The sequence below is a fragment of the Tardiphaga sp. GW821-FHT12E02 genome (assembly GCF_058807155.1).
Genome location: NZ_JBXAQK010000001.1, coordinates 1,062,472 through 1,085,873, shown reverse-complemented (window position 1 = coordinate 1,085,873; position 23,402 = coordinate 1,062,472). Strand labels below are relative to the sequence as shown.

Here is a 23,402-nt window from a genome sequence, read left to right as displayed (position 1 = left end):
GTAGAAGACCCTCATGGTGAGGAGCCCGCGAAGCGGGCGTCTCGAACCATGCAGGCCGAGCACGATCCCCGTCGTTCAACACCACCCTCCCCTGCGCTGCCTGCATTGGCAGCATGTTGCCCTGTCGATGGACAATTTGCCGCGCGCGCCCTACGGGTAACGGGAAATTCCCGACCTCGAACAACACGTTAAAGGGTGGAAACCAGAATGGTCGATATTCCGGCCACGACAGCGCACGCACCGGAGGCATCCGCCAACCGGACCCTGACCGCGATCTCGATCGCGCATTGGGTGAGCCATTTCCATATCTTCGTGCTGCCGATGCTGTTTCCCTTCCTCAAGGACCGGCTCGGCGTCAGCTATATCGATCTCGGCTTCGCGCTCACCACTTTTGCCGTGGTCTCCGGCCTGACCCAGGCACCGATCGGCTTTCTGGTCGATCGCGTGGGCGCACGCATCATCCTGATCCTCGGTGTCATGCTCGGCGGCTGCGCGCTGGTCTCGCTCGGCCTGTTTCTCAGCTACCCCGCGCTGATCATCTGCGCCGGCCTGCTCGGCCTCGCCAACAGCGTCTATCACCCTGCCGACTACGCCATCCTCGCCGCCCATATGGACGAGTCGAAGATGGGTCGCGCCTTCTCGATTCACACCTTTGCCGGCTTCGTCGGCGGCGCCGTCGCGCCTCCGATGATGGTGGCATTGCTGGCCTCGATCGGCGGCCAAAGCGCGCTGATTGTCGCCGGTGCCATCGGCGTCGCCATCGCGCTGATGCTGATCGTGGTCGGCATCCCCGATGCCGGTGCTGTGCGGACTGATAACGGCAACGGTCCTGTCGCCAAGGTCAGTGTCATGACCCCCGCGATCATGATGCTGACGCTGTTTTTCACGCTGCTGGCGCTGTCGCAGGGTGGCATCAACAGTTTCGGCATCGTCGCGCTGATGGAAGGCTATGGCATCACGCTGTCGTCGGCCAATGTCGCGTTGACCTCGTTCCTCGCCGCCAGCGCCGTTGGCGTGCTCGCAGGCGGCTGGCTGGCCGATCGCACCAAGCATCACAGCCGCGTCGCGGCCGTATGTTTCACCGTCAATGCGGCCATCATCGGCGCCATCGCGGCCTTCTCGTTGCCCGCATGGGCCATCGTCGCCGCCATGACCATCGCCGGCTTTCTCGGCGGCGTGATCACGCCATCGCGCGACATGCTCGTGCGGCAGGCGGCACCGCCCGGCGCAGCAGGACGCGCCTTCGGCATCGTTTCCACCGGCTTCAATTTCAGCGGCATCGTGAGCCCGATCATGTTCGGCTGGTTCATGGACCACGCCATGCCACATTGGGTGTTCGGCGCATCCGCCTGCTTCATGGCGGCGACGGTGCTGCTGGCGGTGGTGTCGGAACGGAAGCGCTAAATCGTCGTCCCCGCGAAGGCGGGGACCCATACACGCTGTCGATGTTGATGAAACGCGATGGCCGTGACTATGCGGTCCGATTTCGCCTTCGGAGGCTACGGGCCCCGCCTTCGCGGGGACGACATGGGTGTGCTATAGTCATGCCGCATGCTCTCCGTTCGCAATCTCACCAAATCCTACCGCTCCGCACAGGACACCGTCGCCGTTCTCCGCGGTGTCGATCTCGCGGTTTCCCCCGGTGAAAGCGTGGCACTCACTGGCGAGAGCGGCAGCGGCAAGAGCACGCTGTTGCATCTGATTGCCGGCCTCGACGAGGCCGATGACGGCGAGATCGTGCTGGGCGATATCACAATTACCGGGCTCAAGGATGCCGAGCGCGCCGCGCTCCGCCGCGACCGGCTCGGCCTCGTGTTTCAGCAGTTCAACCTGATCCCGTCGCTGTCCGTCGCAGACAACCTCGCTTTCCAGTCGCGCATTGCCGGACGACATGACGCGACATGGCAGAACGAATTGATCGAACGCCTCGGCCTCAGCGCGCTGTTGAAGCGCTATCCCGAGCAGCTCTCCGGCGGCCAGCAACAGCGCGTTGCTATCGGGCGCGCGCTGGCGTCAAAGCCAGCACTGCTCCTCGCCGATGAGCCCACCGGCAATCTCGATGAAGACACGGCCGATGAGGTGATGCACCTCGTGCGCGATCTCGTCGCCCGCAGCGGCTGCGGTCTCCTGATGGTGACACACAGCGAGCGCCTTGCCGCCATGCTGGATCGCCGCGTCCATCTCCATGCGGGACTGATCGCGTGAGGCGCGCACTGTGGATCCTCGCGGTGCTGCTCAGCCACTGGCGCCGGCATCCGCTGCAATTCGCCACGCTCATGATCGGCCTGATCGCCGCCACCGCGCTGTGGAGCGGCGTGCAGGCACTGAACCAGCAAGCGCGCACAAGCTACGACCGCGCCGCCGCGGCTTTCGGCGGCACCCGCACGCCAATGCTGGTGTCGCCGAAGGGTGGCGCGTTCCCGCAACAGCTGTTCGTCGACCTCCGCCGTGCCGGCTGGCCGGTATCGCCCGTGCTTGAAGCGCGCACGCAGATCGAAGGCCGCAGCGTGCGCCTGCTCGGCATCGAGCCAGTGACGATGCCAGCGGAAGCCAGCGCTGCGGCGGAGATCGGCACCTCGGGTGCACAGGCCTTCATCACGCCGCCGGGGCAGGCCTTGATCTCGCGTGAGACGCTGAACGAACTCGGCTTGCGCGAAGGCGCGACGCCGACGCTCGGCAATGGCCGGATGCTGCCACCGCTGAAACTGCAGCCGGCGCTCGCGCCAGGCGTGATCGTGGTCGATATCGGCATCGCGCAAACGCTGCTGGCGATGCCCGATCAGATCACGCGGCTCCTGATCGGCAAAACGAAAGGACCTCGCATGGCGCTGGACAGCGTCACCGGCCAGCAGCTTCGCATCGTTCAGCCCGAAAGCGAGACCGATCTCGAACGCCTGACCGATAGTTTTCACCTCAACCTCACCGCCTTCGGGCTGTTGTCCTTCTTCGTCGGCCTGTTCATCGTCAATTCCGCCATCGGCCTCGGCTTCGAACAGCGCCTGCCGATGCTGCGCACACTGCGCGCCTGCGGCGTCTCCGCCCGACAGCTCAATGCGGTGCTGATCCTCGAACTCGTCAGCATCGCGTTGATGGCCGGCATCATCGGCCTCGTCTGCGGCTATGTCATTGCGGCCTCGCTGCTGCCCGACGTCGCCGCCAGCCTGCGCGGGCTCTATGGCGCGCAGATCCCCGGCCAGCTCTCGCTGAAGCCGGAATGGTGGCTGGCAGGCCTCGCGATCTCCGTGATCGGCGCACTGCTGGCCGCCACATCGAGCCTGCTCAAGGCCGCGCGCCTGCCGCTGCTGGCCACCGCGCAGCCTTATGCCTGGCAGCAGGCCCAGCATCGCTGGCTGCGATTGCAGGGCGGCGGCGCATTGCTCGTCTTCGCCGCAGCCGCACTCGTGCTGTGGTTTGGCGACTCCCTCATCGCCGGCTTCACCGTCCTCGCCGCACTGCTGCTTGGCGCCGCACTCGCCCTTCCGGTTTTGCTCGGGCTTGTGCTGGCAGCTGGCGAACGCAGTACCCGCCGGCCGATCCTCACATGGTTCTGGGCCGACAGCCGTCTGCAACTCTCCGGCCTGTCTCTCGCGCTGATAGCGCTGCTGCTCGCACTGGCCGTGAATGTCGGCGTCGGCACCATGGTCGAGAGCTTCAGCCGCACCTTTGTCGGCTGGCTGGACGGACGATTGTCATCGGACATTTACATCAACGCCGCCAGTGATGCTCAGGCGCGCGAACTCAAGGACTGGGTGAAGCGGCGTCCCGACGTGCTGGCCGTATTGCCCGGCAGCCGCGCCGAGATCCAGCTCGACGGCGCGCCGGTGGAAATCAATGGCCTGCCCGATCACGCCACCTTCAGGGATCACTGGCCGTTGCTTGATGCGACACGGGATGCCTGGGATCGCGTCCGCGCCGGTGACGGCGCATTGATCAGCGAGCAACTCTCGCGGCGTATGACGCTGGCGATCGGCCAGGGCATCACGGTGCCGACGCCGAGCGGACCGTGGCCCCTGCAAGTCGTCGCCATCTATGCCGATTACGGCAATCCGAAAGGGCAGCTCGCGGTCAATGTCGATGCGCTGCTGAAGCATTTCCCGGATAGTCCGCAGACCCGCATGGGCCTGCGCGTCGCGCCCGAGAACGTACCCGCCGTGATCGATGCCATCCGTGACCGCTTCGGCCTCGATGGCCGCAATCTCGCCGATCAGGCCAGTGTGAAGAAGGAATCGCTCGGCATCTTCAACCGCACCTTTGCCGTCACCTCTGCGCTCAATGCCTTCACGCTCGGCGTCGCGGGCGTGGCACTGCTGACGAGCCTGCTAACGCTGAGTAATTCGCGCCTGCCGCAACTGGCGCCGCTGTGGGCCATCGGCCTGACACGCCGGCGCCTGGCCGCAATCGAACTTCTGAAGACCATGTGCGTGGCCCTGATCACATCGCTGCTCGCGCTCCCGCTGGGATTGCTGGTTGCCTGGTGCCTGATCGCCATCGTCAATGTGAAGGCGTTCGGATGGCGGCTGCCATTCCATGTTTTTCCAATGCAGCTGATCACGCTGCTTGGCGTCGCCATGCTGGCCGCTTTGCTGGCCTCGCTGCTGCCGATGCTCAAGCTGCTGCGGATGCAGCCGGCCGAACTCGTGAAAGTGTTCGCCAATGAGCGCTAGGCTGACACGACGCAGTTTTTCCGGCGGCCTAGCACTGATGGGGCTCGGCGCTCCGTACGCATTGGCACAAGGCTTTGCAGGCCTCGGGCGCGATGCCGATGGCTTTGCGCAGGTCGTGCCCGGCCGCATGCTGAGCTTCCCCGCCGATCACGGGCCTCATCCGGAATTCCGCATCGAATGGTGGTACCTCACCGCCAATCTCACCGATGCTTCGGGCAACGCCTTTGGTGCGCAGTGGACACTGTTCCGGCAAGCGATGGCGCCGAGCACGCAGGACAGCGGCTGGACGACACCGCAGATCTGGATGGGCCATGCCGGCGTGACATCGGCAACGACTCACCACTCTGCGGAGACATTTGCGCGCGGCGGCATCGGGCAGGCTGGTGTCACCGCAACGCCGTTTCGCGCCTGGATCGATGCTTGGGAGATTCGCGGGCTCGACGGCTTCTCAGACATGACTGTCGCGCCACTCGACGTCACGGCATCGTCAGGAAATTTCAGCTATCGGCTCCGCCTCGACGCGAAGCAGCCTTTGGTGCTGCAGGGCGATGCCGGCTATAGCCGCAAATCCGAGCGCGGCCAGGCGTCCTATTATTACAGCCAGCCGTACTTCACGGCGACGGGCGTAGTGAACATCGACGGCAAGGATATCGCCGTCACCGGTCGCGCCTGGATGGACCGCGAATATTCGAGCCAGCCGCTCGCATCAGATCAAACCGGCTGGGACTGGTTCTCGCTGCATCTGCCCGATGACGAGAAGCTGATGCTGTTCCGGCTGCGCCAGAAGGACGGCAGCCACTACTTTGCAGGCAACTGGATCACGGCAGATGGCCAATCGGTGCAACTGGCGCCCGATGCCATCGTGATGACACCGATAGCAACGACCGAGATAGCCGGCCGCAAAATTCCCACCGCATGGCGCATTGCGATTGCGTCGCGCCGATTGCAAATCGAGACGACGCCGCTCAATCCGCAGAGCTGGATGACGACGAGTTTTGCTTATTGGGAAGGGCCAGTGCGCTTCAGCGGCTCGCATGGCGGCGTGGGATATCTGGAGATGACGGGGTATTAAGCGCTATCAGAGCGACGGCGCACACTCTTCGGGTCGGCTCCTCCGGTCCGAAGAAAGAGAAAGCATAGTCATTCAACGCGTGCCTCGCCCCTCACCCGCCGCGAAGACGCGGCGACCTCTCCCCGCGCATGCGGGGAGAGGTTAAGCAAGACTACTTCGTCAACGGGCAGCCGCTATCCTTGGCGATCGGGAAAGCTGCGGCTGCGGGCACCACTGCGAGCTGCTTGTAGTAATCCCACGGCTTTTTGGAATCCGCCGGCTTCTTGACCTCGAACAGATAGAGATCCTTCACCAGGCGGCCATTGGCCTGCACCTTGCCGCCCTGGGCGAAGGCGTCATCCACCGGAAGCTCCTTCAGCTTCTTGACGACCGCGTCCGAGTCCTTGGTACCGGCTGCTTTCACGGCTTTCAGATAGGACAGCGTGGCAGAATAGGTGCCGGCCTGGATCATGTTCGGCATGCGCTGGGTGCGCTTGAAGAAGCGCTCGGCGAATTCGCGCGATTTGTCGTCGCGGTCCCAATAGAAGGACTCCGTCAGCACGAGGCCCTGTGCTGCATTGAGACCGAGGCCGTGGACTTCCGCCAGCGTCAACAGCAGGCCGGCGAGCTTCTGGCCACCGGCGACGATGCCGAATTCAGCCGCCTGCTTCACCGCATTGGTGGTGTCGAGGCCAGCATTGGCGAGGCCGATGACCTTGGCCTTCGAGGCCTGTGCCTGCAGCAGGAACGACGAGAAATCCGACGAATTCAGCGGATGGCGCACGGCGCCGACCACCTTGCCGCCCTTCGACTTCACGATATCGCCGGTGTCCTTCTCCAGCGAATAGCCGAAGGCATAGTCGGCGGTGAGGAAGAACCAGGTGTCGCCGCCGGTCTCTGTCAGCGCACCGCCGGTGCCGACGCCGAGTGCGCGGGTATCGAACGACCAGTGGAAACCATAGGGCGTGCAGGCATCGCCGGTGATACGCGAGGTCGCGGCCCCCACCACGATGTCGATCTTCTTGGCCTGGGCGGACAGTTCCTGCACCGCCAGCGCCACCGAGGAGGTGGTCAATTCGGTGATCATGTCGACATTCTCGACATCGTACCAGCGGCGCGCGATGGCAGCAGCCAGGTCCGGCTTGTTCTGGTGATCGGCGGTGACCAGTTCGACCTTGCCGCCCAGCACTTCGCCGCCAAAGTCTTCCACCGCCATCCTGGCGGCTTCGAGCGACCACTTGCCGCCGTAATCGGCATAGACGCCGGACTGGTCGTTGAGGATGCCGATCTTCACACCCTGCGCCGCAGCGGGGGTCAGCGTGGACGTGGCAAGGAAAAGGCCGCAAAGCGCGGCAGCGGACGTCAGCCCAAGTTTCATAAGTGCCTCCCAATATTTTTTATGGGCCGCACACTATGGGAGATGTTTGCAACTGGCGAGTGTGACTTTCGGATGATGCGGCGCAATCACCGAAGTGTCATTTAACGCAGCGGCCGGCCGGGTATCCGTGGTCAGTGCTGTTTCTTCAATGCTGCCGCGATGCAGGCGAGTTCGCGCTCGATTTCAGCAATCAACGGTACCGGGTCATTGTCCTCGACCAGATGCATCTTCTCATAGGTGCCGTTGCGGATGCTTTCGATCCAGGCGACGCGGTCGGCCTGATATTGCTTCAGGCGCTCGAAATCCCCGCGCTCGGCGTATTTGGCGATCAGCTTTTCGAAGACAGCGCTCATGGAAATGTCCTTGTAGTGTGGGCAAAGCGAAGCGTGCCCACCAATCTATTCTCACGCGCGAATGGTGGGCACGGCTGCGCCTTTGCCCACCCTACAGAAGCGTTACAGCCCGCGCAGCACCAGCCGATTAAGCCGCGTCGCAAACGCAGCCGGATCTTCCGGCAGTTCACCGTCAAGGATCTGCGCCTGCTCCAGCAGCAGGAACGCGATATCAGCCGCCTCGCCGCCCACTGCCTTGTCGGCACCGGCGATCTTCGTCACCAGCGGATGGCGCAGATTGATTTCAAGGATCGGCTTGGTGGCGCTGCCACGGTTCTGCATCGCCAGCATGCGCTCGAGCTCGCGATCCGGGCCACGGCCACCGGCGACGAGACACGAGGCCGAGCTGGTAAGGCGCGTCGAGGCCTTGACGTCGGAGACGCGCTCGCCGAGCGCCTCCTTGATCACGGCGATGGTCGAGGCTTCATCGGCCGCATCCGGCTTTGGTTCGTCCTTGTCGGCCTCGACCTCCGGGATCAGGTCGAGATTGATCTCGCCCTGGCTCAGCGACTTCAGCGGCTTGCCGTCAAATTCCAGCGGCGCCGAGGTCCAGAACGCATCCACCGCGTCCGACAGCAGCAGCACTTCGATGCCGCGCGACTTCGCCGCTTCCAGCTTCGGATTCGACTTGAGACGATCGAGGCTGTCACCGGCGAGATAATAGATCTCGGTCTGGTTCGGCTTGAGGTCAGCCACATACTGCTTCAGCGTCCGCTTCTCGCCAGAGGTGGTCGTGAAACGCGACAGTGCGAGCAGCTTCTCGCGGCGCTCGAAATCCTCATAGATGCCTTCCTTCAGCACCGGGCCGAACGCGTCCCAGATTTTCGTGAAGGTCTCGGCGTCCTTTTCAGCCAGCGTCTCGAATTCGCCGATCACCCGCGTCGCTACCGCCTTCTTGATCTGGGCGAGTTGTGGATTGTTCTGCAGCATCTCGCGCGACAGGTTCAGTGGCAGGTCCTCGGCATCGATGACGCCGCGAATGAAGCGCAGATAGGACGGCAAGAGATCCGCATCGTCGGTGATGAACACGCGCCGCACATAGAGCTTCACGCGGCCCTTGCGCTCGGGCTCGAACAGGTCGAACGGCTTCGACTCCGGGGCGAACAGCAGCACGGCATAAGAATAGCGGCCTTCGGCGCGGTAATGCACCGTCATCGCCGGCTCGTCATAGGCATTGGCGATCGACTTGTAGGCCTTGCTGTAGTCCTCCGACGTCAGCTCCGACTTGGAGCGCTGCCACAGCGCGCTGGCCGAGTTGATCTGCTTCGGCTCGCCATCGCCGTCCTTGAGCAGGATCGGAAACTGGATGTTGTCCGAATAGGACGTGACGATCCGCTCGATCTCCCAGCTTTCGAGATACTTCTTGGCGTCGTCCTTGAGCTGCAACTCGATCGAGGTGCCGGCGGGCACGCTCATGCCGTCATTGAGCTGCGCGATCTCGAAACCGGCACCGCCCGTCGAGGTCCAGGTGAAGGCATCATGGGTGCCGGCGCGGCGCGAGGTGACGATGATCTTCTCAGCCACCATGAAAGCGGCATAGAAACCGACACCGAACTGGCCGATCAGGCCGGCGCCGTCCTTGGCTTCGGTCAGGCGCGACAGGAACGACTTGGTGCCGGACTTGGCGATGGTGCCGAGATTGTCGATCAGTTCCTGACGATCCATGCCGATACCGGTATCGACGATGGTGAGCGTGTTCGCTTCCTTGTCAGGAATGATGGTGATGTTTTGCGTCTGGCCGTCGGGCACCAGCTGCGGATTGGCGATGGCCTCATAGCGGAGCTTGTCGCAAGCGTCCGACGCATTGGAGACCAGTTCGCGCAGAAAGATGTCGGTCTCGGAATAGACCGAGTGAACCATCAGGTTCAGCAATTCGGCGACTTCGGCCTGAAACGGCTGGGAAACGGGTGCAGCGGTGTCGGTGGTCGTCATGAATGAGCCTGATCACGATAAAGGGGAATGCGCCGCATATAACGACGCGATTTTGCGGAGTCCATGGCCACAACCACGGCTCCACGCTTCCCCTTAACTAGTGATGTCGGGCTCAGGCTTCCAGAGCCACCGCATAGGCGTTTTCAAGCATCGCCAGGCATTCGCGGGCGCGCGCACGACCAACTTCATTGGCGATTTCGGAAATCTCGCGGAGGTCGCGGATCGCCAGATCGACGGCGGTGAAGATATCGATGTCGCACTCATCGGCCATGTCGATCACAGGGGCCGTACGCTTCGGAAAAGGAATGACTACGCTCACTGGACGACCACTCTGCACGAAGGGACACTCACGAATCACAGAGGCACATTTGGCCAGCGAATGGTTAAGCGAATGGCTAACGCACGGGCTCGCGTCGTTCCGTAGCTCAGCGCAGCCAGCGCACCTGCGGAATCAAGCTGACCTGCACTTCGTCGGAAGCCTGTTCGGTCGGCTGAATGGTCGGTGCTTCCAGCGCGAGCGGCATCGCGGGCGCCGGCAATTGACGCGGCGCGACGCTATCCTGGCCGCGCCGATAGGCTTCGTCTTCCAGCTTGCGGCTGAAGTAACGAAACAGTTCGGTGGCGCGTTTGCGCTGATCATCCGTCGCCGCCGAGGCGATCAGGAAGATCAGTTCCTCGGACAATTCGGACGTGGTGGCGCCCAACGGATCCTGATTGGCATCGCTGGTGCGGTCGTCGATGTGAGCGTCAATCACGGGCATGGCAGCCGTCATCCGGTCGTGGTGGTGATGCGACCTGACTACCTGCATGGGGTTGATATCCCATTGTTTTCCGCCGGCCACGCGTATCTAGCGATATTTATGGTTAATACAACTTTAATATGTGCAAACTTGCACAGACACGCAGTCGGCTTGCCGTCACCCTCGGCATTCGATTCGCGTCGATGCCGGCGACAGAAGGCGGTGGCCAGCCGCCCCCCGTACCGGTCGGGCTGGGGAGCCTTGGAGATGTCGCGCATTCTCATGATCGATGACGACGTGTTGATCTCGCGCTCGGTGCAATTCTGGCTGGCCCAGCGGGGCCATGTCGTGGTCATCGCCGCCGGTGCTGCCGACGCGCTGGAGAAACTCCACGTTTGCCCCTTCGATCTGCTCATCGTCGATATCTTCATGCCGCATATGGACGGCTTCGAGTCCGTTCGGCTGTTTCACGGCGAGGCCCCGGATGTGCCGCTGATCGCGCTGTCCGGTTACGCCTTTGCCGAGAGCCATTCGCCGGCACCGGATTTCCTGCGCATGGCGCTCGCGCTCGGTGCGACGCGCTGCATCCGCAAGCCGTTCAAACCGCGGGACCTGCTGACTGTCATCGAAAACTGCCTGGTCCCGGTCGTGCCTGCCGCATAGAGCGTTCGGTCCGCGAGACGGAAATTAAGGGGCCATTAAGCATAATCGGCGAAAACTAAAGGTACTTGATTGCTGTCAACGAGGACGCGACCATGGTTTTGGCGATGAACCGCACCGCTCATTCGGCGGCGCCCGCAGCAACTGGCGAGAACGAGGATGTCGCCGATATCTCCGCGCTCATCGCGCGCCTGACCGGCGAGGTCAACGAGATCGCTTGCGAGAAGACCAGGGCGATCCAGCACATCACCAACCAGATGAAGATGCTGGCGCTGAACGCGCTGATCGAAAGCTCGCGCGCCGGCGCGCAGGGCGCGGGCTTTGCGGTGGTGGCGCAGGAAGTGCGCAATGTCGGCCAACAGGTCGAGGCCATCGCGCGCGATCTGGAATCACAGCTCACCGCGCGCACCGGCAGCCTGATGTCCTCCATCGAGAAGATGACCGACCGCTCCCGCGGCGAACGCATGGTCGATCTCGCCCTCAATGCCATCGAGCTGATCGACCGCAATCTCTATGAGCGCACCTGCGATGTGCGCTGGTGGGCAACCGACTCCGCCGTGGTCGATGCCGCAGCCCATCCCGATGAGGCGACGATTGCCCATGTATCGGAACGCCTCGCGGTGATCCTTGGCGCCTACACTGTCTATCTCGATCTGTGGCTGTGCGACATGCAGGGCAATATCATCGCCACCGGCCGTGGCGACCGCTATGCGGTGCGCGGCCAGAACATAGCCGGCACGTCGTGGTTTCGCGATGCGCGTATCCTGCGCACGGGCGACGACTATGTCGCCGGTGATGTGGAACGCCAGCCAGCGCTCGGCAATGCGCAGGTCGCGACCTATTGCGCCAGCGTGCGCGAGGGCGGCAAGGCCAATGGCCGCGCCATCGGCGTGCTGGCCATTCATTTCGATTGGGAAGCGCAGGCCCGCGCCATCGTCGAGGGCGTTCGCGTCGATGACGACAAGACCCGCGTGCTGCTGGTGGATTCCAACCTGCGGATCATCGCCTCCTCCGACGGACAGGGGCTGCTGAGCGAGCGTATCACACTGACCCAGAACGGCCGCAGCAACGGCTTCTATCAGGATCGCTCGGGCAGCCTCATCGCCTTCCATGCCACGCCCGGCTACGAGACCTACAAAGGTCTCGGCTGGTATGGCGTGATCATTCGCGGGAGCTGAAGAAGCGCCCCCCTCACCCGGATTGCTACGCAATCCGACCTCTCCCCGGCGGGGAGAGGTGATCCGAGCGTCAATGCGAGGGGACCTTCACCTCTCCCCACCGGGGAGAGGTCGTCGCGCGAAGCGCGGCGGGTGAGGGGAGCGTTTGGATGACAGCCCGAACAAGCGCCGCAACTTCGCGAACCAGCCTGCAGGCTCTATCGGCTCGAACGTTTCGTCTGGCACCACGGGCGCCATGTCAGGCTCGATGATCTGCGGCGTTTCGGTGAAGGCCGCAGCCTCCTGCGTCGTCGCCAGCGCCATCGGCCCGACCTGAGCGAGGAACGCATGTTCGTGATGCCGCGTCAGCCGCTTCAAGGCCTGATCGAGCGGCAGCCAGGCGACTTCGGCGATGTCCTTCATGAGGCGCTGCGGCGGCCGGCTATCGGCTTCCATGTGCCAGAAATGCACGACCTTGGTGCGCTCGCCGAGCGGATAGGCCAGCGTCCCCAGATATTGCTGCACGGATGCGGAATGGCCGGTCTCTTCCAGCACCTCGCGCCGGGCGGCATCGAGCGGCGTCTCGCCGTCGTCGAGCTTGCCTTTCGGCAGCACCCAGTCGCCGCGCTTGCGCATGCACACGACCGCGAACAGCGGCGTGGCTCCACGCCGCACGACGATGCCTCCTGCAGCCATCACGATATCGCGTGCCATGATGCTCACATAACCGGATTGCCGGCGAATACAACCAATCTGTGACACGCGGTGAATGCAGGGCGGGATGCAACCGGGGCCAGCAGAACCGTCATACACATGTCACAGAATCCGCCAGGCAGATTAGTCCGTGGTGGCGGCACGCAACCCGTCTGCAGTGGCCGCCGTCAGCCCCACCGCCGCAATCGCGCTATGTGCCGCGGCAACCAGGTCCTGATTGCCCCTGGCGCGCGCACCGTCCGGCAACAGCTCATTGTTCTCGAAGCCGACCCGGATGTGGCCGCCGAGCAGTGCGCCCGCCGTGACGCACGCCGTCTCCTGCGCACCGAAAGCACAGACGCTCCAATGGGCGAATTTTGGTGCGTCGGGCGCCAGGAATGGCAGCAGATCCGACGGGCTCGATACCTGCCCAGCAGTGTAGCGGCCGAGTACATACAACACTGGCACGCGCTCGAACGGGATCAGGCCGCGCTTCTGTAGTTGGGCCAGCCGGATCGCATCATTGACGTCATAGAGAATGATCTGCGGCACCACGCTTTCGCGCTTCATCCAGCCGAGCAGATCGGAAAATGCCGTTTCCTCGCTCGCATCCGGCACCAGCTCGCGCAACGCCAGCGAGGCGGCTTCCGGTTTCACGGCCTGCACCACCGCGCGCTGTTGTGCCGGCGTATATTTGCCAAGCGCTTCGGAGGTGATCTGGATGACAAGCCGATCGCCGAGCGCGCTGCGGATGGCGGCAATGGCGGCGCGATAGGCATCGGCATCGAGCAGATGGCTGCCATCGGCATTGCGGACATGGGCGTGGATCATGGCCGCGCCGGCGTCGAAGCAGTGGACGGCCACCACCGCCAGTTCCGCTGGGGTCAGCGGAACGGCGGGGTGATCCGCCTTGACCTTGCGGCCACCATTGGGAGCGACCGCAATGGCTGTGGGCCGCATGACTTATGGAATCGCTGCGATGACGGCGATCTCGACCAGGATGGCCGGATCGGCGAGCTTCGATTCGACGCAGGCGCGGGCCGGGCCGACTTCGGGCACCCAGGCATCCCAGACCGTGTTCATCGCGTCGCGATCATTGATGCTCGGCAGCCAGACGGTGGCGCTGAGAATGTTGTTCTTGTCGGTGCCGGCTTCCTTGAGCAGCGCATCGATCTTGTCGAGCACCTGCTTGGTCTGCGCCTTGATGTCGCCGCTGTAGTCATCTGGCACCTGGCCGGCGAGATAGACGGTGTTGCCGTGGATGGAAGCCTGGCTGAGACGCTTGCCGGGACCGAGACGCTTGATCATGCGGAGCTCTTTCATTGCTGGAGCAGAAAAACGCCGCGACCATTCCCGCTCAGGCAACCGACGTCAAGAGCGACGTCACTGCGTGAGGGTGGGCTTGCGCGATGGGGATAATGCCCGGCCTGCATGGTTCGAGACGCCCGCTTTGCGGGCTCCTCACCATGAGGGTCGTCTACGGGAGCCCATACTCTGCCCTCATCCTGAGGAGCGGCCTTCTTGGCCGCGTCTCGAAGGATGGCAGCAGGCCGGTTTGGCGATCACGTGTGATGCCGTCCCCCCCCCCCAAAATTACTCCGCGGCGCGTGCGCGTTTCACCGCATCGTCCATCAGCGCCTTCGGCGCCGGCAGGCGCAAACGGCGACCATGCTGCAGATAGAGCAGCGCCACGCGCTTGGGATCGGACAGATTCCACAATTCCACCGCAGGCAAACGGCCGAGCAATTCGACCGGCGGTCGATGCGCGATTACATGGGCGAGCACGGTCGTCTTCGGTCCTTTGCCAAACCGCCGGCGATTTTTGCGCGCAGCATTCTCGTTCGCGGCCTGCCAGCGGACACGCGGTCGCGGCTTGCGATTGAGAAGCCAGGAAAAGAGGCGCAAAATGAATGGCATACGGCTTTTCTATTTGCCCGGTTGCGGCGCGGCTGGCCTGCTCGCGCGTCTCCATGTCATAGAACTTGCATTCACAGCGGTAAAGCGGCGTGATCAAGGCGAACCGGCTTGTTCCCCGATATACGCTCCAACGAATCAGGAATAGACCACCACCCATGTCCGTTACTGGTCCCGCGCGTAAATCTGCTGTGTCTCCCGATGCACTCGGGGCCGATGCGCTGGCGCGACTGCATGCGGTGTTCGGCCTGCCCGGTTTCCGCGGCGAACAGGAGCAGATCGTCCGCCACGTCACCGATGGTGGTAGTTGCCTCGTTCTGATGCCGACCGGCGGCGGTAAATCGCTCTGCTATCAGCTGCCATCCCTGTTACGCGAAGGCTGCGGCATCGTGGTATCGCCGCTGATCGCCTTGATGCGTGATCAGGTCGCAGGCCTGCTCGAACTCGGCGTCAATGCCGCGGTGCTGAATTCCACGCTGTCGTGGGAGGAAGCCAACGAGGTCGAGCGACGATTGCTCGCCGGCGATCTCGATCTGCTTTACGTCGCACCCGAACGCCTCGTGAATCCGCGTTGCCTGGCGATGCTGGAACAAGCCGATATCGCGCTGTTCGCCATCGACGAGGCGCATTGCGTCTCGCAATGGGGGCATGACTTCCGCCCTGAATATATCGGCCTGTCGATCATCGCAGAGCGCTTTCCGCAGATTCCGCGCATCGCGCTGACGGCCACCGCCGATGATCTCACCCGCGAGGAGATCGCGCAGCGGCTGGGGCTCACGGACGCACCACGTTTCGTCTCCTCATTCGACCGGCCCAATATCAAATACGAGATCGTCGACAAGACGAGTTCGCAGAAGCAATTGCAGGCCTTTATCAGCGAACGCCATCCGAACGATGCCGGCGTGGTCTATTGCCTGTCGCGCGCCAAGGTCGATGATACCGCGATCGCGCTCAACAAGGCCGGCATTCGCGCGCTGCCCTATCATGCCGGGCTCGATGCGCGCACGCGCTCCACCAATCAGGACCGCTTCATCAACGAGGACGGCGTGGTCATCGTTGCCACCGTGGCTTTCGGCATGGGCATCGACAAGCCCGACGTGCGCTTCGTCTGCCATCTCGACCTGCCGAAGAGTGTCGAGGCTTACTATCAGGAGACCGGCCGCGCGGGCCGCGACGGCAAGCCATCGACGGCATGGATGGCCTATGGCCTGCAGGACATCGTGCAGCAGCGCCGCATGATCGATGAGTCCACGGGCTCTGACGCGTTCAAGCGCGTCTCCATCGGCAAGCTAGATGCCCTGGTCGGCCTCGCCGAGACCGTGGATTGCCGGCGCGTGCGATTGCTGCGTTATTTCGGTGAGGAGACCACCGGCACCACATGCAGCAATTGCGACAACTGCGTCTCGCCGCCCAAACTCTGGAACGGCTCGGTCGCTGCGCAAAAACTGTTGTCCTGCGCCTATCGCACCGGGCAGCGCTTTGGCGCCATGCATCTGATCGACGTGCTGATCGGCCGGCTCACCGACAAGGTGAAGCAGTTCGGCCATGACAAGCTATCGGTGTTTGCGATCGGCTCGGAACTGAACGAGAAGCAATGGCGCGCCGTGATGCGCCAACTGGTGGCGCGCGGCTTTCTCTATGCCGATGCCGAGAACTTCAATGCGCTGAAACTCACCGAAGAGGCGCGCGGCGTGCTCAAGGGCGAGATCGAGCTGATGTTCCGCGAGGAAACCGGCCGCGTGCGTGCGCCGCGCAGGAATTCACGGCGCGGCGAACTGGCAACGCCTGCCGGCAATAATGCGGATGCCGATCTCGTCACGCGCCTGCGCACGTGGCGTGCCGGTGTTGCTCGCGAACGCAATGTGCCGGCCTATGTGGTGCTGCATGACGCCACCATCGACGGCATCGCCAGCGAGCATCCGACCACGCTGAGCCAGCTGCGCGAAATCGCGGGGATCGGTGACAAGAAGCTGGAGCATTACGGCGCGGATATTCTGGCGATCGTGAACGGGTGAGGTTGTCTTCTCCTCCAAGCTGCGTAGCCACGCTGCCCTAGGATGGGTTGAGCCAACGGGTCGCGCGAAGCGCGCCCGATGATAAACTCCGCGAAAACCCATCCTTCCGTCGTTTGCCGCTGGCTCCGCTGATGGGTTATCGCTGCAGCGCTGCGCGCTTGTGCTCAACCCATCCTACGAACGAGCATTCTCGTTCTCGCGGCGCCCGGTGGCGTCCGAGGTGTGAGCAGGTCTCCCCTCGAGACATGAGGGGAGGTGGCACGCCGCAAGGCGCACTGGGTGGGACTGGACGCTGCTCCTGCCTGCTGGATCGCCAGCAAACCTGAGCCGCGCAACGCCTTACGGCGCGCCACCGCGACGTCTTGCTAGTCGAAGGACCGTTCTTCCGGGTACTGGGCGCTCTCTCGCAAGAGAGCCATCCGACGGATTTCTCCGCCTTCGCCCGCACCACGTCCAGCCGCGCTCTAGCGGCAGACCCCCATAGTGGGGTCGGACGGTGACCCTCGACCACCCGAGTGCGTGAGGCCGCGTGAGCCTCCCGCCCGCAGGCGCCGCATCCACGTTCCGCCCAAAAGACGCCTCATGAGAGCGCCCCTCGCGAACGAGACGGGAGGGATAATGGTGGCTATGGGAATTTTGTCAAGAACAAAAATGGAACGAATCTCGAAGCCGTAGGATGGGTTGAGCGGAGCGAAAACCCATCGGCCGAACCGCGCGGCAAACTCCGCCGATGGGTTGTCGCGCCGGCCTTCGGCCGCCGCTCAACCCATCCTACGGCTTCATCGCCTCAATAATCCTTCAGCAGCCGCTCGATGTAGTCGAGCTCGAGCTGCGGGCGCGTCGTATCGCCCAACCGCCGACGCAGCTCTTCCAGAATCCGTCGCACGCGCTGGACATCGATCTCGCCGGGGATCTTCACCGAGAAATCGTCGCCGAGATCGCGGCCACGCAGCGGGCGGCCGAGCGGATCGCTGTTGCGGGCGGCGCCCTGCTGGCGGCCGGGATTGTTGCCGGGGCCATCCTGCCCGCCTTCGCCCTCGCCCTGCTGCATCTGCTGGGCGAGGCTCTGCGCCCCCTTGCGCAAGGCTTCGAGCGCGCGGCCCTGGGAGCCTACGGCACCATCGGCATCGCCGTCGCCGAGCTGGCCGCCGGCATCGCCCATGGCGCCATCGGCATCACCGAGGCCATCGCCGTCACCATCCTGATCGCCGCCGTTCTGGCCCTGCTCGCCTTGCTGACCCTGCTGACCCTGGCCCTGTTGGCCCTGGCCTTTCTGCCCCTTCTGGCCCTGCCCCATGCCCTGCTTGGCGAGCTGGTCCTGCAGCTTCTTCAGGCGCTCGCGCAGGTTCTGCTGATCCTGCTGCAGATCGCCCATGCTCTTGTCGCCCTGCTTGCCGCGGCGGCGCTCGCCGCGCTGATCCTGGCCTTCCTTGAAGGTCTTGTCGCGAAGCTGCTGCTGCTTGCGGATCATGTCGCCGAGTTCGTTCATCGACTGCTGCATCTCGTCGTCGCCGCCCTGGCCGGGCTGCGCCATCTGCAGGTTCTCCAGCATCTGCTGCATCTGTTCGAGCAGCTGCTTGGCAGCATCCTTGTCGCCGGAGCGCGACAGCCGCTCCATGCGCTCGATCATGTTATTGAGATCCTGCTGCCGCATCACCTTTGTGTTCTTGTCGAGCGGACGCGCAAGCTGTTGCGGATTCTGCTTCATCTGCTCGGCGAGCTGCTTGAGGAACTTGTCCAGCGCCGCACGCAGATTCTCGGTGAGCTTCTTGATCTCCTCGTCGCTGGCACCGCGCTCCAGCGCCTGCTTCAGCGCGTCCTGCGCAGCCTTCAGCGCCTTGTCCACATCGGTGATGTCACCGTCCTCGATGGTGACGGCGAGCGACCACAGGCTGGCGACGACCTCTTTCAAGGCGGCGTCGGTGCGCGCGCGCTGCGCCTGGGTGAGCACGCTGCGCAGGCCGAGATACTGGCCGGCATCCGGCGTAAAGGCTTCGGGCGCGATCATCAGCGCATCCAGCGCGAACACGACCTGGTCCTTGTAGTTTGCGTCCAGCGCGAGATTGCGGCGCTGCTCGATCAGCGCGCGCGGCAGCGGCTTGGTGAACAGCCGTTCCGGCAGGCGCGTGGCGATGGCGTCGCTCTTGCCCTCATTGCCGGCCTCGTCCTTGGCGGTGAGGGTCAGCGTGACGTCGGCGCCGGCATAGGGATCCTCGGAGAGATCCTTCACCGTCTGACCGACGCCATTGCGGGTGCGCGCATTGGGCAGCACCAGCGAGAAGGACGGCGGATCGAACAGCGGACGCGGCTTGACCTTGCTGTCGGCTGGCTTCGCGGCGAATTGCGCATGGGCTTCGGTGACGCCGTAATCGTCCTCGAGCTTGTAGGCGAGCAGCAGCGACCCGCGCGCCTGACGCTCGGGATCCTTGGCCAGCGAGATGGTCGGCGGGCGATCGCCGGTGGAGGTGAACTTCCACACCGGCTGGCCGGCGGGCGCGCGCACCTGCGCGGTGCCGTCGCCGGTGATGGTGTAGTGCTTCTCATTGGTGCCGGCCGGCGCATCGCCTGCAGGCGCCACTTCGGCGACGCCGCCTGTGAGCGCGACATCGAGCGCGCCGCCGCTGGAGCGCACGATCAGCGTCGAGGCCGATGGCACGGCCATCGCGGTGGCTTCGGCGGCATCCTTGTTGGCAGCGGACAGGATGATCGGCGGCTTTGCCGTATAAGGCGGCGGATTGACCCAGGCATCGACGCGGACATTGGACGGCGTCACGATGCCCTTCCAGTCGAACGCCGCCATGATACGCGCGCCGCGCTCGCCACCGGCGGCAAACCAGGTGGCGACCAGCAGCACGACGACCAGCGCGCGCAGCGCCCATGGATCATGCAAGGGCAAACGCGGTGACGGCAGGCCGGCACGGATGCGCTTCAATGACGCCAGCGTGCGCTCGCGCTGCGCCAGCCACAGCGCACGCGCGAGCGGGTCCTGCGATGACAGCGTATCGGTGAGCGCGGTGGCCGGGCGATGGCGGATGCCCGAGCCGCGGTCGAGCCGGGCCAGGCCTTCGTCGCGGGTGGGCCAGCGGAAGCGGATCAAAGGGTAAAGCGTCGCGATCAGCGCGACGACGAACAGCGCGAGGCCGATGCTGCGGGGGATCGGCGACAGATTGAGCCAGAGGCCGGCCCATGAGGCGACGAGAAACAGGCCAATGACGCTCAGAATGCGGGCCAGCGACGGCCAGGCACGCTCCCAGCCGATCGACCAGCGGGCTCGCTGGAGTGCCTGCGCGAGTTGAAGCTGCGCGGTGGTCTGCGCGTCGGGTGGGGTGTCTGGGCGGACGGGTGGCGTGGCGCTCAACGACGATCTCCGCGGTTACCGAAACTCAGCCTAGCACGGCGGCGGCAATGAGGCATCGGCCATGGGGCGGGAAGTCACATGCAAAGGCGGGGCCGGGGCAACGGGGAACCGGCAGCGGGTCACGATGGCGTTACCGCCTGTCGTCACCCGGCTTGACCGGGTGACCCAGTAGACACCGCAATGTCCGAGTCACTGGATCGCCCGGTCGAGCCGGGCGACGACAGTCAGAGGTCGGCTACGGCTCACAGCCAGGGCGCGGGCTTATCCATCGCGATCAGCTCCTCGACCTCGATCCGCGGCCGCACCACGGCGTACTGGTCGCCCTTCACCAGCACTTCCGGTATCAGCGCGCGGGTGTTGTAGGTGCAGGCCTGCACAGCGCCATAGGCGCCGGCGGTCATGATGGCGATGAGGTCGCCGGATTTCAGATCCGGCAGCTTGCGATCCAGTGCCAGATAGTCGCCGGTCTCGCAGACCGGGCCGACCACATCGACGGCGGCGAGCTTCGCGCCGGGGGCTGTTTCAGCCACCGGCAAAATTTCGTGATAGGCCTCGTACAGAGTCGGGCGGATCAGGTCGTTCATCGCGGCGTCGATGATCACAAAGGTCTTGCCGTCGCCGTGCTTCACATGGATCACGCGCGCGACCAGAATGCCGGCATTGCCGACGATCATGCGGCCGGGCTCGAACATCAGCGTGGCGCCGAGATTATGCGTGACGCGCTTCACCATCGCGGCATAGGCCGATGGCTCCGGCGGCACCGCACGGTCTTCATAATAGGGAATGCCGAGGCCACCACCGAAATCGACGTGATCGATGCCGTGGCCATCACTGCGCAGCACGGTGACGAAATCGGCGAGAATGCGGAATGCCTGCTCCATCGGCGCCAGATCGGTGATCTGGCTGCCGATATGCATATCGACGCCGGTGACCTTGATGCCCGGCAGCTTTGCGGCGCGGGCATAAACCTCGCGCGCCTTGCTGATCGGAATGCCGAACTTGTTCTCGGACTTGCCGGTCGAGATCTTGGCATGCGTGCCGGAATCCACATCGGGATTCACGCGGATCGAGATGCGCGCGGTGCGGCCCATCTCGGTCGCGAGCTGCGACAGCATTTCGAGCTCGGGCTCGGATTCGATATTGAGGCAGAGAATGTCTTCGTCGAGCGCCAAACGCAGCTCGGCTTCGGTCTTGCCGACGCCGGAGAATACAATCTTGCTGGCCGGAATGCCGGCCGCACGGGCGCGCTTCAATTCGCCGCCGGAGACGACATCGGCACCGGCGCCGAGCTTGGCCAACGTGCGCAGCACCGACTGATTGGAATTCGCCTTCATGGCGTAGCAGACCAGCGCCTTGGTGTCGGCAAAGGCATCCGCGAACACTTTGTAGTGCCGCTCCAGCGTGGCGGTGGAATAGCAATAGAACGGGGTGCCGACGGCCTCGGCCATTGCGGCAATATCGACGCCCTCGGCGTGAAGCACGCCGTTCTGATAGTCAAAATGGCGCATGACGTCCTAGTCCAGGATCGGGTCGAGGAAGAACGATCGCTTGCGGCCGCGCGCGGCCCGCACTTCGTCCGGCTCGTTGGACGAGGTCATGGCGCTGCCCTTGGCTGCCGCCGAATTGGCATCGGGATCACTCGCGGGCGCCGCCGTGCCCATCGGCGTCGCTGCAGCCTGCGGCGGCAGGTCGAGGCCGCCCTTGCGGCCACAGGCGCCGAGCGCCAGTGCGGCGGCAGTCAGAACAAGAAGAGCCCAAGATGCGCGAGGCGCACGTGCCGGGCGGGTCGATCGTGTCACAGCGGAATCCCCAAATGCGCGGGCACCATACAAAGAATGGCTGACTAAGGCGAGAGGCTCACGTCGTCCCCGCGCAGGCGGGGACCCATAACCTCAAGAAGTGAAGGGAAAAAGGCAGATCCGCCCGGGCGTCGATGCGGGCTGCGGGCTCGGAGGGTATGGGTCCCCGCCTACGCGGGGACGACAGAGGCTATTTCCCCTCTTTTTCCAGACGCTTGAGCCAGGCCCTGGCCTGCGCGGTCACATTCTTTGGCGCGGTGCCGCCATAGCTGACGCGGCTCTTCACCGAGGATTCCACCGACAGGACCTTCATCACCTCATTGGTGATCTTCGGTTCGACCGCCTGCATCTCGGCCAGATCGAGCTCATGCAGGGCAACGCCCTTCTTGGTGGCGATGCCGACGATGCGGCCGGTGACGTGATGGGCGTCGCGGAACGGCATCTTCAGCGTGCGCACCAGCCAGTCGGCGAGGTCGGTGGCGGTGGCATAGCCCTCGCCCGCCGCCGCCTTCATGGCGGCCTCGTTCGGCACGAGGTCGCGGACCATGCCGGCAATGGCGCGGATCGACAGCGACAGCGCCGTATAGGCCTCCATGGCGCCGGCTTTGTCTTCCTGCATGTCCTTTTGATAGGCCAGCGGCAGACCCTTCATGACGATCAGCAGGCCGGTGAGGGAACCGATGACGCGGCCGGTCTTGGCGCGCACCAGTTCGGCAGCGTCCGGGTTGCGCTTCTGCGGCATGATCGAGGAGCCGGTGGTGAACTTGTCCGACAGACGGACCAGACCGACCAGCGGCGAGGTCCAGATCACGATCTCCTCGGCGAAGCGCGACAGATGCACGGCGGCAATCGAGGCTGCCGACAGCGTCTCCAGCACGAAATCGCGATCCGACACGGCATCCAGCGAATTGTTCATCGGCCGGTCGAAACCGAGCGCCTTGGCGGTGGCGTGGCGATCGATCGGGAACGAGGTGCCGGCGAGCGCGGCCGCGCCCAGCGGGCTTTCATTGAGGCGTTTGCGCGCATCGGCAAACCGGCCGCGATCGCGCGCCACCATTTCCACATAAGCCAGCAGATGGTGGCCGAAGGTCACCGGCTGCGCCGTCTGCAGATGGGTGAAGCCGGGCATTACTGTGTCCGCATGTTCCAGCGCGCGATCGACCAGCGCCTGCTGGAGGGCGGCGAACGCGCTGTCCAGCTCGTCAATGGTGTCGCGCACGAACAGGCGGAAATCCGTCGCGACCTGATCGTTGCGCGAACGCGCGGTGTGCAGGCGGCCGGAGGCGGGGCCGATCAGCTCGCCGAGCCGGCTCTCGACATTCATATGGATGTCTTCGAGGGCGCGCTTGAAGGTGAATTTGCCGGCGGTGATCTCTGACAGGATCGTGTCTAGACCCGCCGCGATATCTTTCGCATCCTTCGCCGTGATGATGCCCTGTTTGGCGAGCATCGCCGCGTGGGCCTTGGAAGCGGTAATATCCTGGGCATACAAAGCGCGATCGACGTCGATGGAGACGTTGATTTCCTCCATGATCGCGTCGGGGCTGTCGGAGAACAATCCGCCCCACATCTTGTTGCTGGTGGACGATTTGCTGGACGCCTTGCTGTTGGACTTGCCGCCCTTGCCTGAAGCCATGAATTATCACTCA

20 protein-coding genes are annotated in these 23,402 nt (G+C 64.0%); 7 read left to right on the top strand and 13 right to left on the bottom strand.

The window, feature by feature from the left end; genetic code table 11:
* The first annotated feature begins 207 nt into the window (after positions 1-207).
* The 4 genes from AC1RQ5_RS05195 to AC1RQ5_RS05180 all read left to right on the top strand — a co-directional run bounded on the left by AC1RQ5_RS05195 (position 208) and on the right by AC1RQ5_RS05180 (position 5,736).
* Positions 208-1,404: an MFS transporter gene (locus tag AC1RQ5_RS05195; RefSeq protein WP_493197416.1), complete on the top strand. Its 1,197-nt coding sequence runs from the start codon at positions 208-210 to the stop codon at positions 1,402-1,404.
* Positions 1,405-1,551: 147 nt separating this feature from the next.
* Positions 1,552-2,205, top strand: coding sequence for an ABC transporter ATP-binding protein (locus tag AC1RQ5_RS05190; protein ID WP_493197414.1), 654 nt, complete (start codon positions 1,552-1,554; stop codon positions 2,203-2,205).
* The gene (locus AC1RQ5_RS05185; protein ID WP_493197411.1) at positions 2,202-4,664 is read left to right on the top strand and encodes an ABC transporter permease; all 2,463 of its coding nucleotides are present in this window, start codon (positions 2,202-2,204) and stop codon (positions 4,662-4,664) included. The genes AC1RQ5_RS05190 and AC1RQ5_RS05185 overlap by 4 nt, the downstream gene beginning before the upstream one ends.
* The gene (locus tag AC1RQ5_RS05180; protein WP_493197409.1) at positions 4,654-5,736 is read left to right on the top strand and encodes a lipocalin-like domain-containing protein; all 1,083 of its coding nucleotides are present in this window, start codon (positions 4,654-4,656) and stop codon (positions 5,734-5,736) included. The genes AC1RQ5_RS05185 and AC1RQ5_RS05180 overlap by 11 nt, the downstream gene beginning before the upstream one ends.
* Before the next feature lie 151 nt (positions 5,737-5,887).
* Here the strand turns inward: AC1RQ5_RS05180 and AC1RQ5_RS05175 are convergent, their stop codons facing one another.
* The 5 genes from AC1RQ5_RS05175 to AC1RQ5_RS05155 all read right to left on the bottom strand — a co-directional run bounded on the left by AC1RQ5_RS05175 (position 5,888) and on the right by AC1RQ5_RS05155 (position 10,259).
* The gene (locus tag AC1RQ5_RS05175) at positions 5,888-7,093 is read right to left on the bottom strand and encodes an ABC transporter substrate-binding protein (protein WP_493197407.1); all 1,206 of its coding nucleotides are present in this window, start codon (positions 7,091-7,093) and stop codon (positions 5,888-5,890) included.
* Between the two features lie 131 nt (positions 7,094-7,224).
* Positions 7,225-7,446, bottom strand: coding sequence for a hypothetical protein (locus AC1RQ5_RS05170; protein WP_398483353.1), 222 nt, complete (start codon positions 7,444-7,446; stop codon positions 7,225-7,227).
* 102 nt (positions 7,447-7,548) lie between these two features.
* Positions 7,549-9,417, bottom strand: coding sequence for a molecular chaperone HtpG (gene htpG, locus AC1RQ5_RS05165; protein ID WP_493197405.1), 1,869 nt, complete (start codon positions 9,415-9,417; stop codon positions 7,549-7,551).
* A gap of 112 nt (positions 9,418-9,529) precedes the next feature.
* On the bottom strand, positions 9,530-9,736 hold the full coding sequence (locus AC1RQ5_RS05160) for a hypothetical protein (protein ID WP_398483357.1): 207 nt from the start codon (positions 9,734-9,736) through the stop codon (positions 9,530-9,532).
* A 106-nt stretch (positions 9,737-9,842) separates the two neighbouring features.
* Positions 9,843-10,259, bottom strand: coding sequence for a hypothetical protein (locus AC1RQ5_RS05155; protein WP_493197403.1), 417 nt, complete (start codon positions 10,257-10,259; stop codon positions 9,843-9,845).
* Between the two features lie 165 nt (positions 10,260-10,424).
* On the opposite strand from AC1RQ5_RS05155, the gene AC1RQ5_RS05150 reads away from it, so the two are divergent.
* The gene (locus AC1RQ5_RS05150; protein WP_398483361.1) at positions 10,425-10,820 is read left to right on the top strand and encodes a response regulator; all 396 of its coding nucleotides are present in this window, start codon (positions 10,425-10,427) and stop codon (positions 10,818-10,820) included.
* Between the two features lie 92 nt (positions 10,821-10,912).
* Positions 10,913-11,995, top strand: a complete 1,083-nt coding sequence (locus tag AC1RQ5_RS05145) for a methyl-accepting chemotaxis protein (protein WP_493197400.1) — start codon at positions 10,913-10,915, stop codon at positions 11,993-11,995.
* An 87-nt stretch (positions 11,996-12,082) separates the two neighbouring features.
* Here the strand turns inward: AC1RQ5_RS05145 and AC1RQ5_RS05140 are convergent, their stop codons facing one another.
* The 4 genes from AC1RQ5_RS05140 to AC1RQ5_RS05125 all read right to left on the bottom strand — a co-directional run bounded on the left by AC1RQ5_RS05140 (position 12,083) and on the right by AC1RQ5_RS05125 (position 14,584).
* A complete protein-coding gene (locus AC1RQ5_RS05140; RefSeq protein ID WP_398483365.1) occupies positions 12,083-12,688 on the bottom strand; it encodes an NUDIX hydrolase in 606 nt (201 codons plus the stop codon).
* Positions 12,689-12,811: 123 nt separating this feature from the next.
* Complete coding sequence (locus tag AC1RQ5_RS05135; RefSeq protein ID WP_493197398.1) at positions 12,812-13,627, bottom strand: beta-keto acid cleavage family enzyme; 816 nt, start codon at positions 13,625-13,627, stop codon at positions 12,812-12,814.
* A 3-nt stretch (positions 13,628-13,630) separates the two neighbouring features.
* Positions 13,631-13,975, bottom strand: coding sequence for a RidA family protein (locus tag AC1RQ5_RS05130; RefSeq protein ID WP_398483369.1), 345 nt, complete (start codon positions 13,973-13,975; stop codon positions 13,631-13,633).
* A gap of 285 nt (positions 13,976-14,260) precedes the next feature.
* On the bottom strand, positions 14,261-14,584 hold the full coding sequence (locus AC1RQ5_RS05125; RefSeq protein WP_398483371.1) for a hypothetical protein: 324 nt from the start codon (positions 14,582-14,584) through the stop codon (positions 14,261-14,263).
* A gap of 155 nt (positions 14,585-14,739) precedes the next feature.
* On the opposite strand from AC1RQ5_RS05125, the gene recQ reads away from it, so the two are divergent.
* Positions 14,740-16,596 (top strand): DNA helicase RecQ, encoded by a 1,857-nt coding sequence (gene recQ / locus AC1RQ5_RS05120; protein WP_493197395.1) that lies wholly within the window; start codon positions 14,740-14,742, stop codon positions 16,594-16,596.
* A gap of 787 nt (positions 16,597-17,383) precedes the next feature.
* Here the strand turns inward: recQ and AC1RQ5_RS05115 are convergent.
* The 4 genes from AC1RQ5_RS05115 to argH form a co-directional block, all read right to left on the bottom strand.
* Positions 17,384-19,954, bottom strand: a complete 2,571-nt coding sequence (locus tag AC1RQ5_RS05115) for a TIGR02302 family protein (RefSeq protein ID WP_493197393.1) — start codon at positions 19,952-19,954, stop codon at positions 17,384-17,386.
* A 242-nt stretch (positions 19,955-20,196) separates the two neighbouring features.
* On the bottom strand, positions 20,197-21,462 hold the full coding sequence (gene lysA / locus AC1RQ5_RS05110) for a diaminopimelate decarboxylase (protein WP_493197391.1): 1,266 nt from the start codon (positions 21,460-21,462) through the stop codon (positions 20,197-20,199).
* Positions 21,463-21,468: 6 nt separating this feature from the next.
* Positions 21,469-21,753, bottom strand: coding sequence for an LPS translocon maturation chaperone LptM (lptM, locus tag AC1RQ5_RS05105; protein WP_398482755.1), 285 nt, complete (start codon positions 21,751-21,753; stop codon positions 21,469-21,471).
* Between the two features lie 190 nt (positions 21,754-21,943).
* Complete coding sequence (gene argH, locus AC1RQ5_RS05100; RefSeq protein ID WP_493197389.1) at positions 21,944-23,389, bottom strand: argininosuccinate lyase; 1,446 nt, start codon at positions 23,387-23,389, stop codon at positions 21,944-21,946.
* Positions 23,390-23,402: the final 13 nt, after the last annotated feature.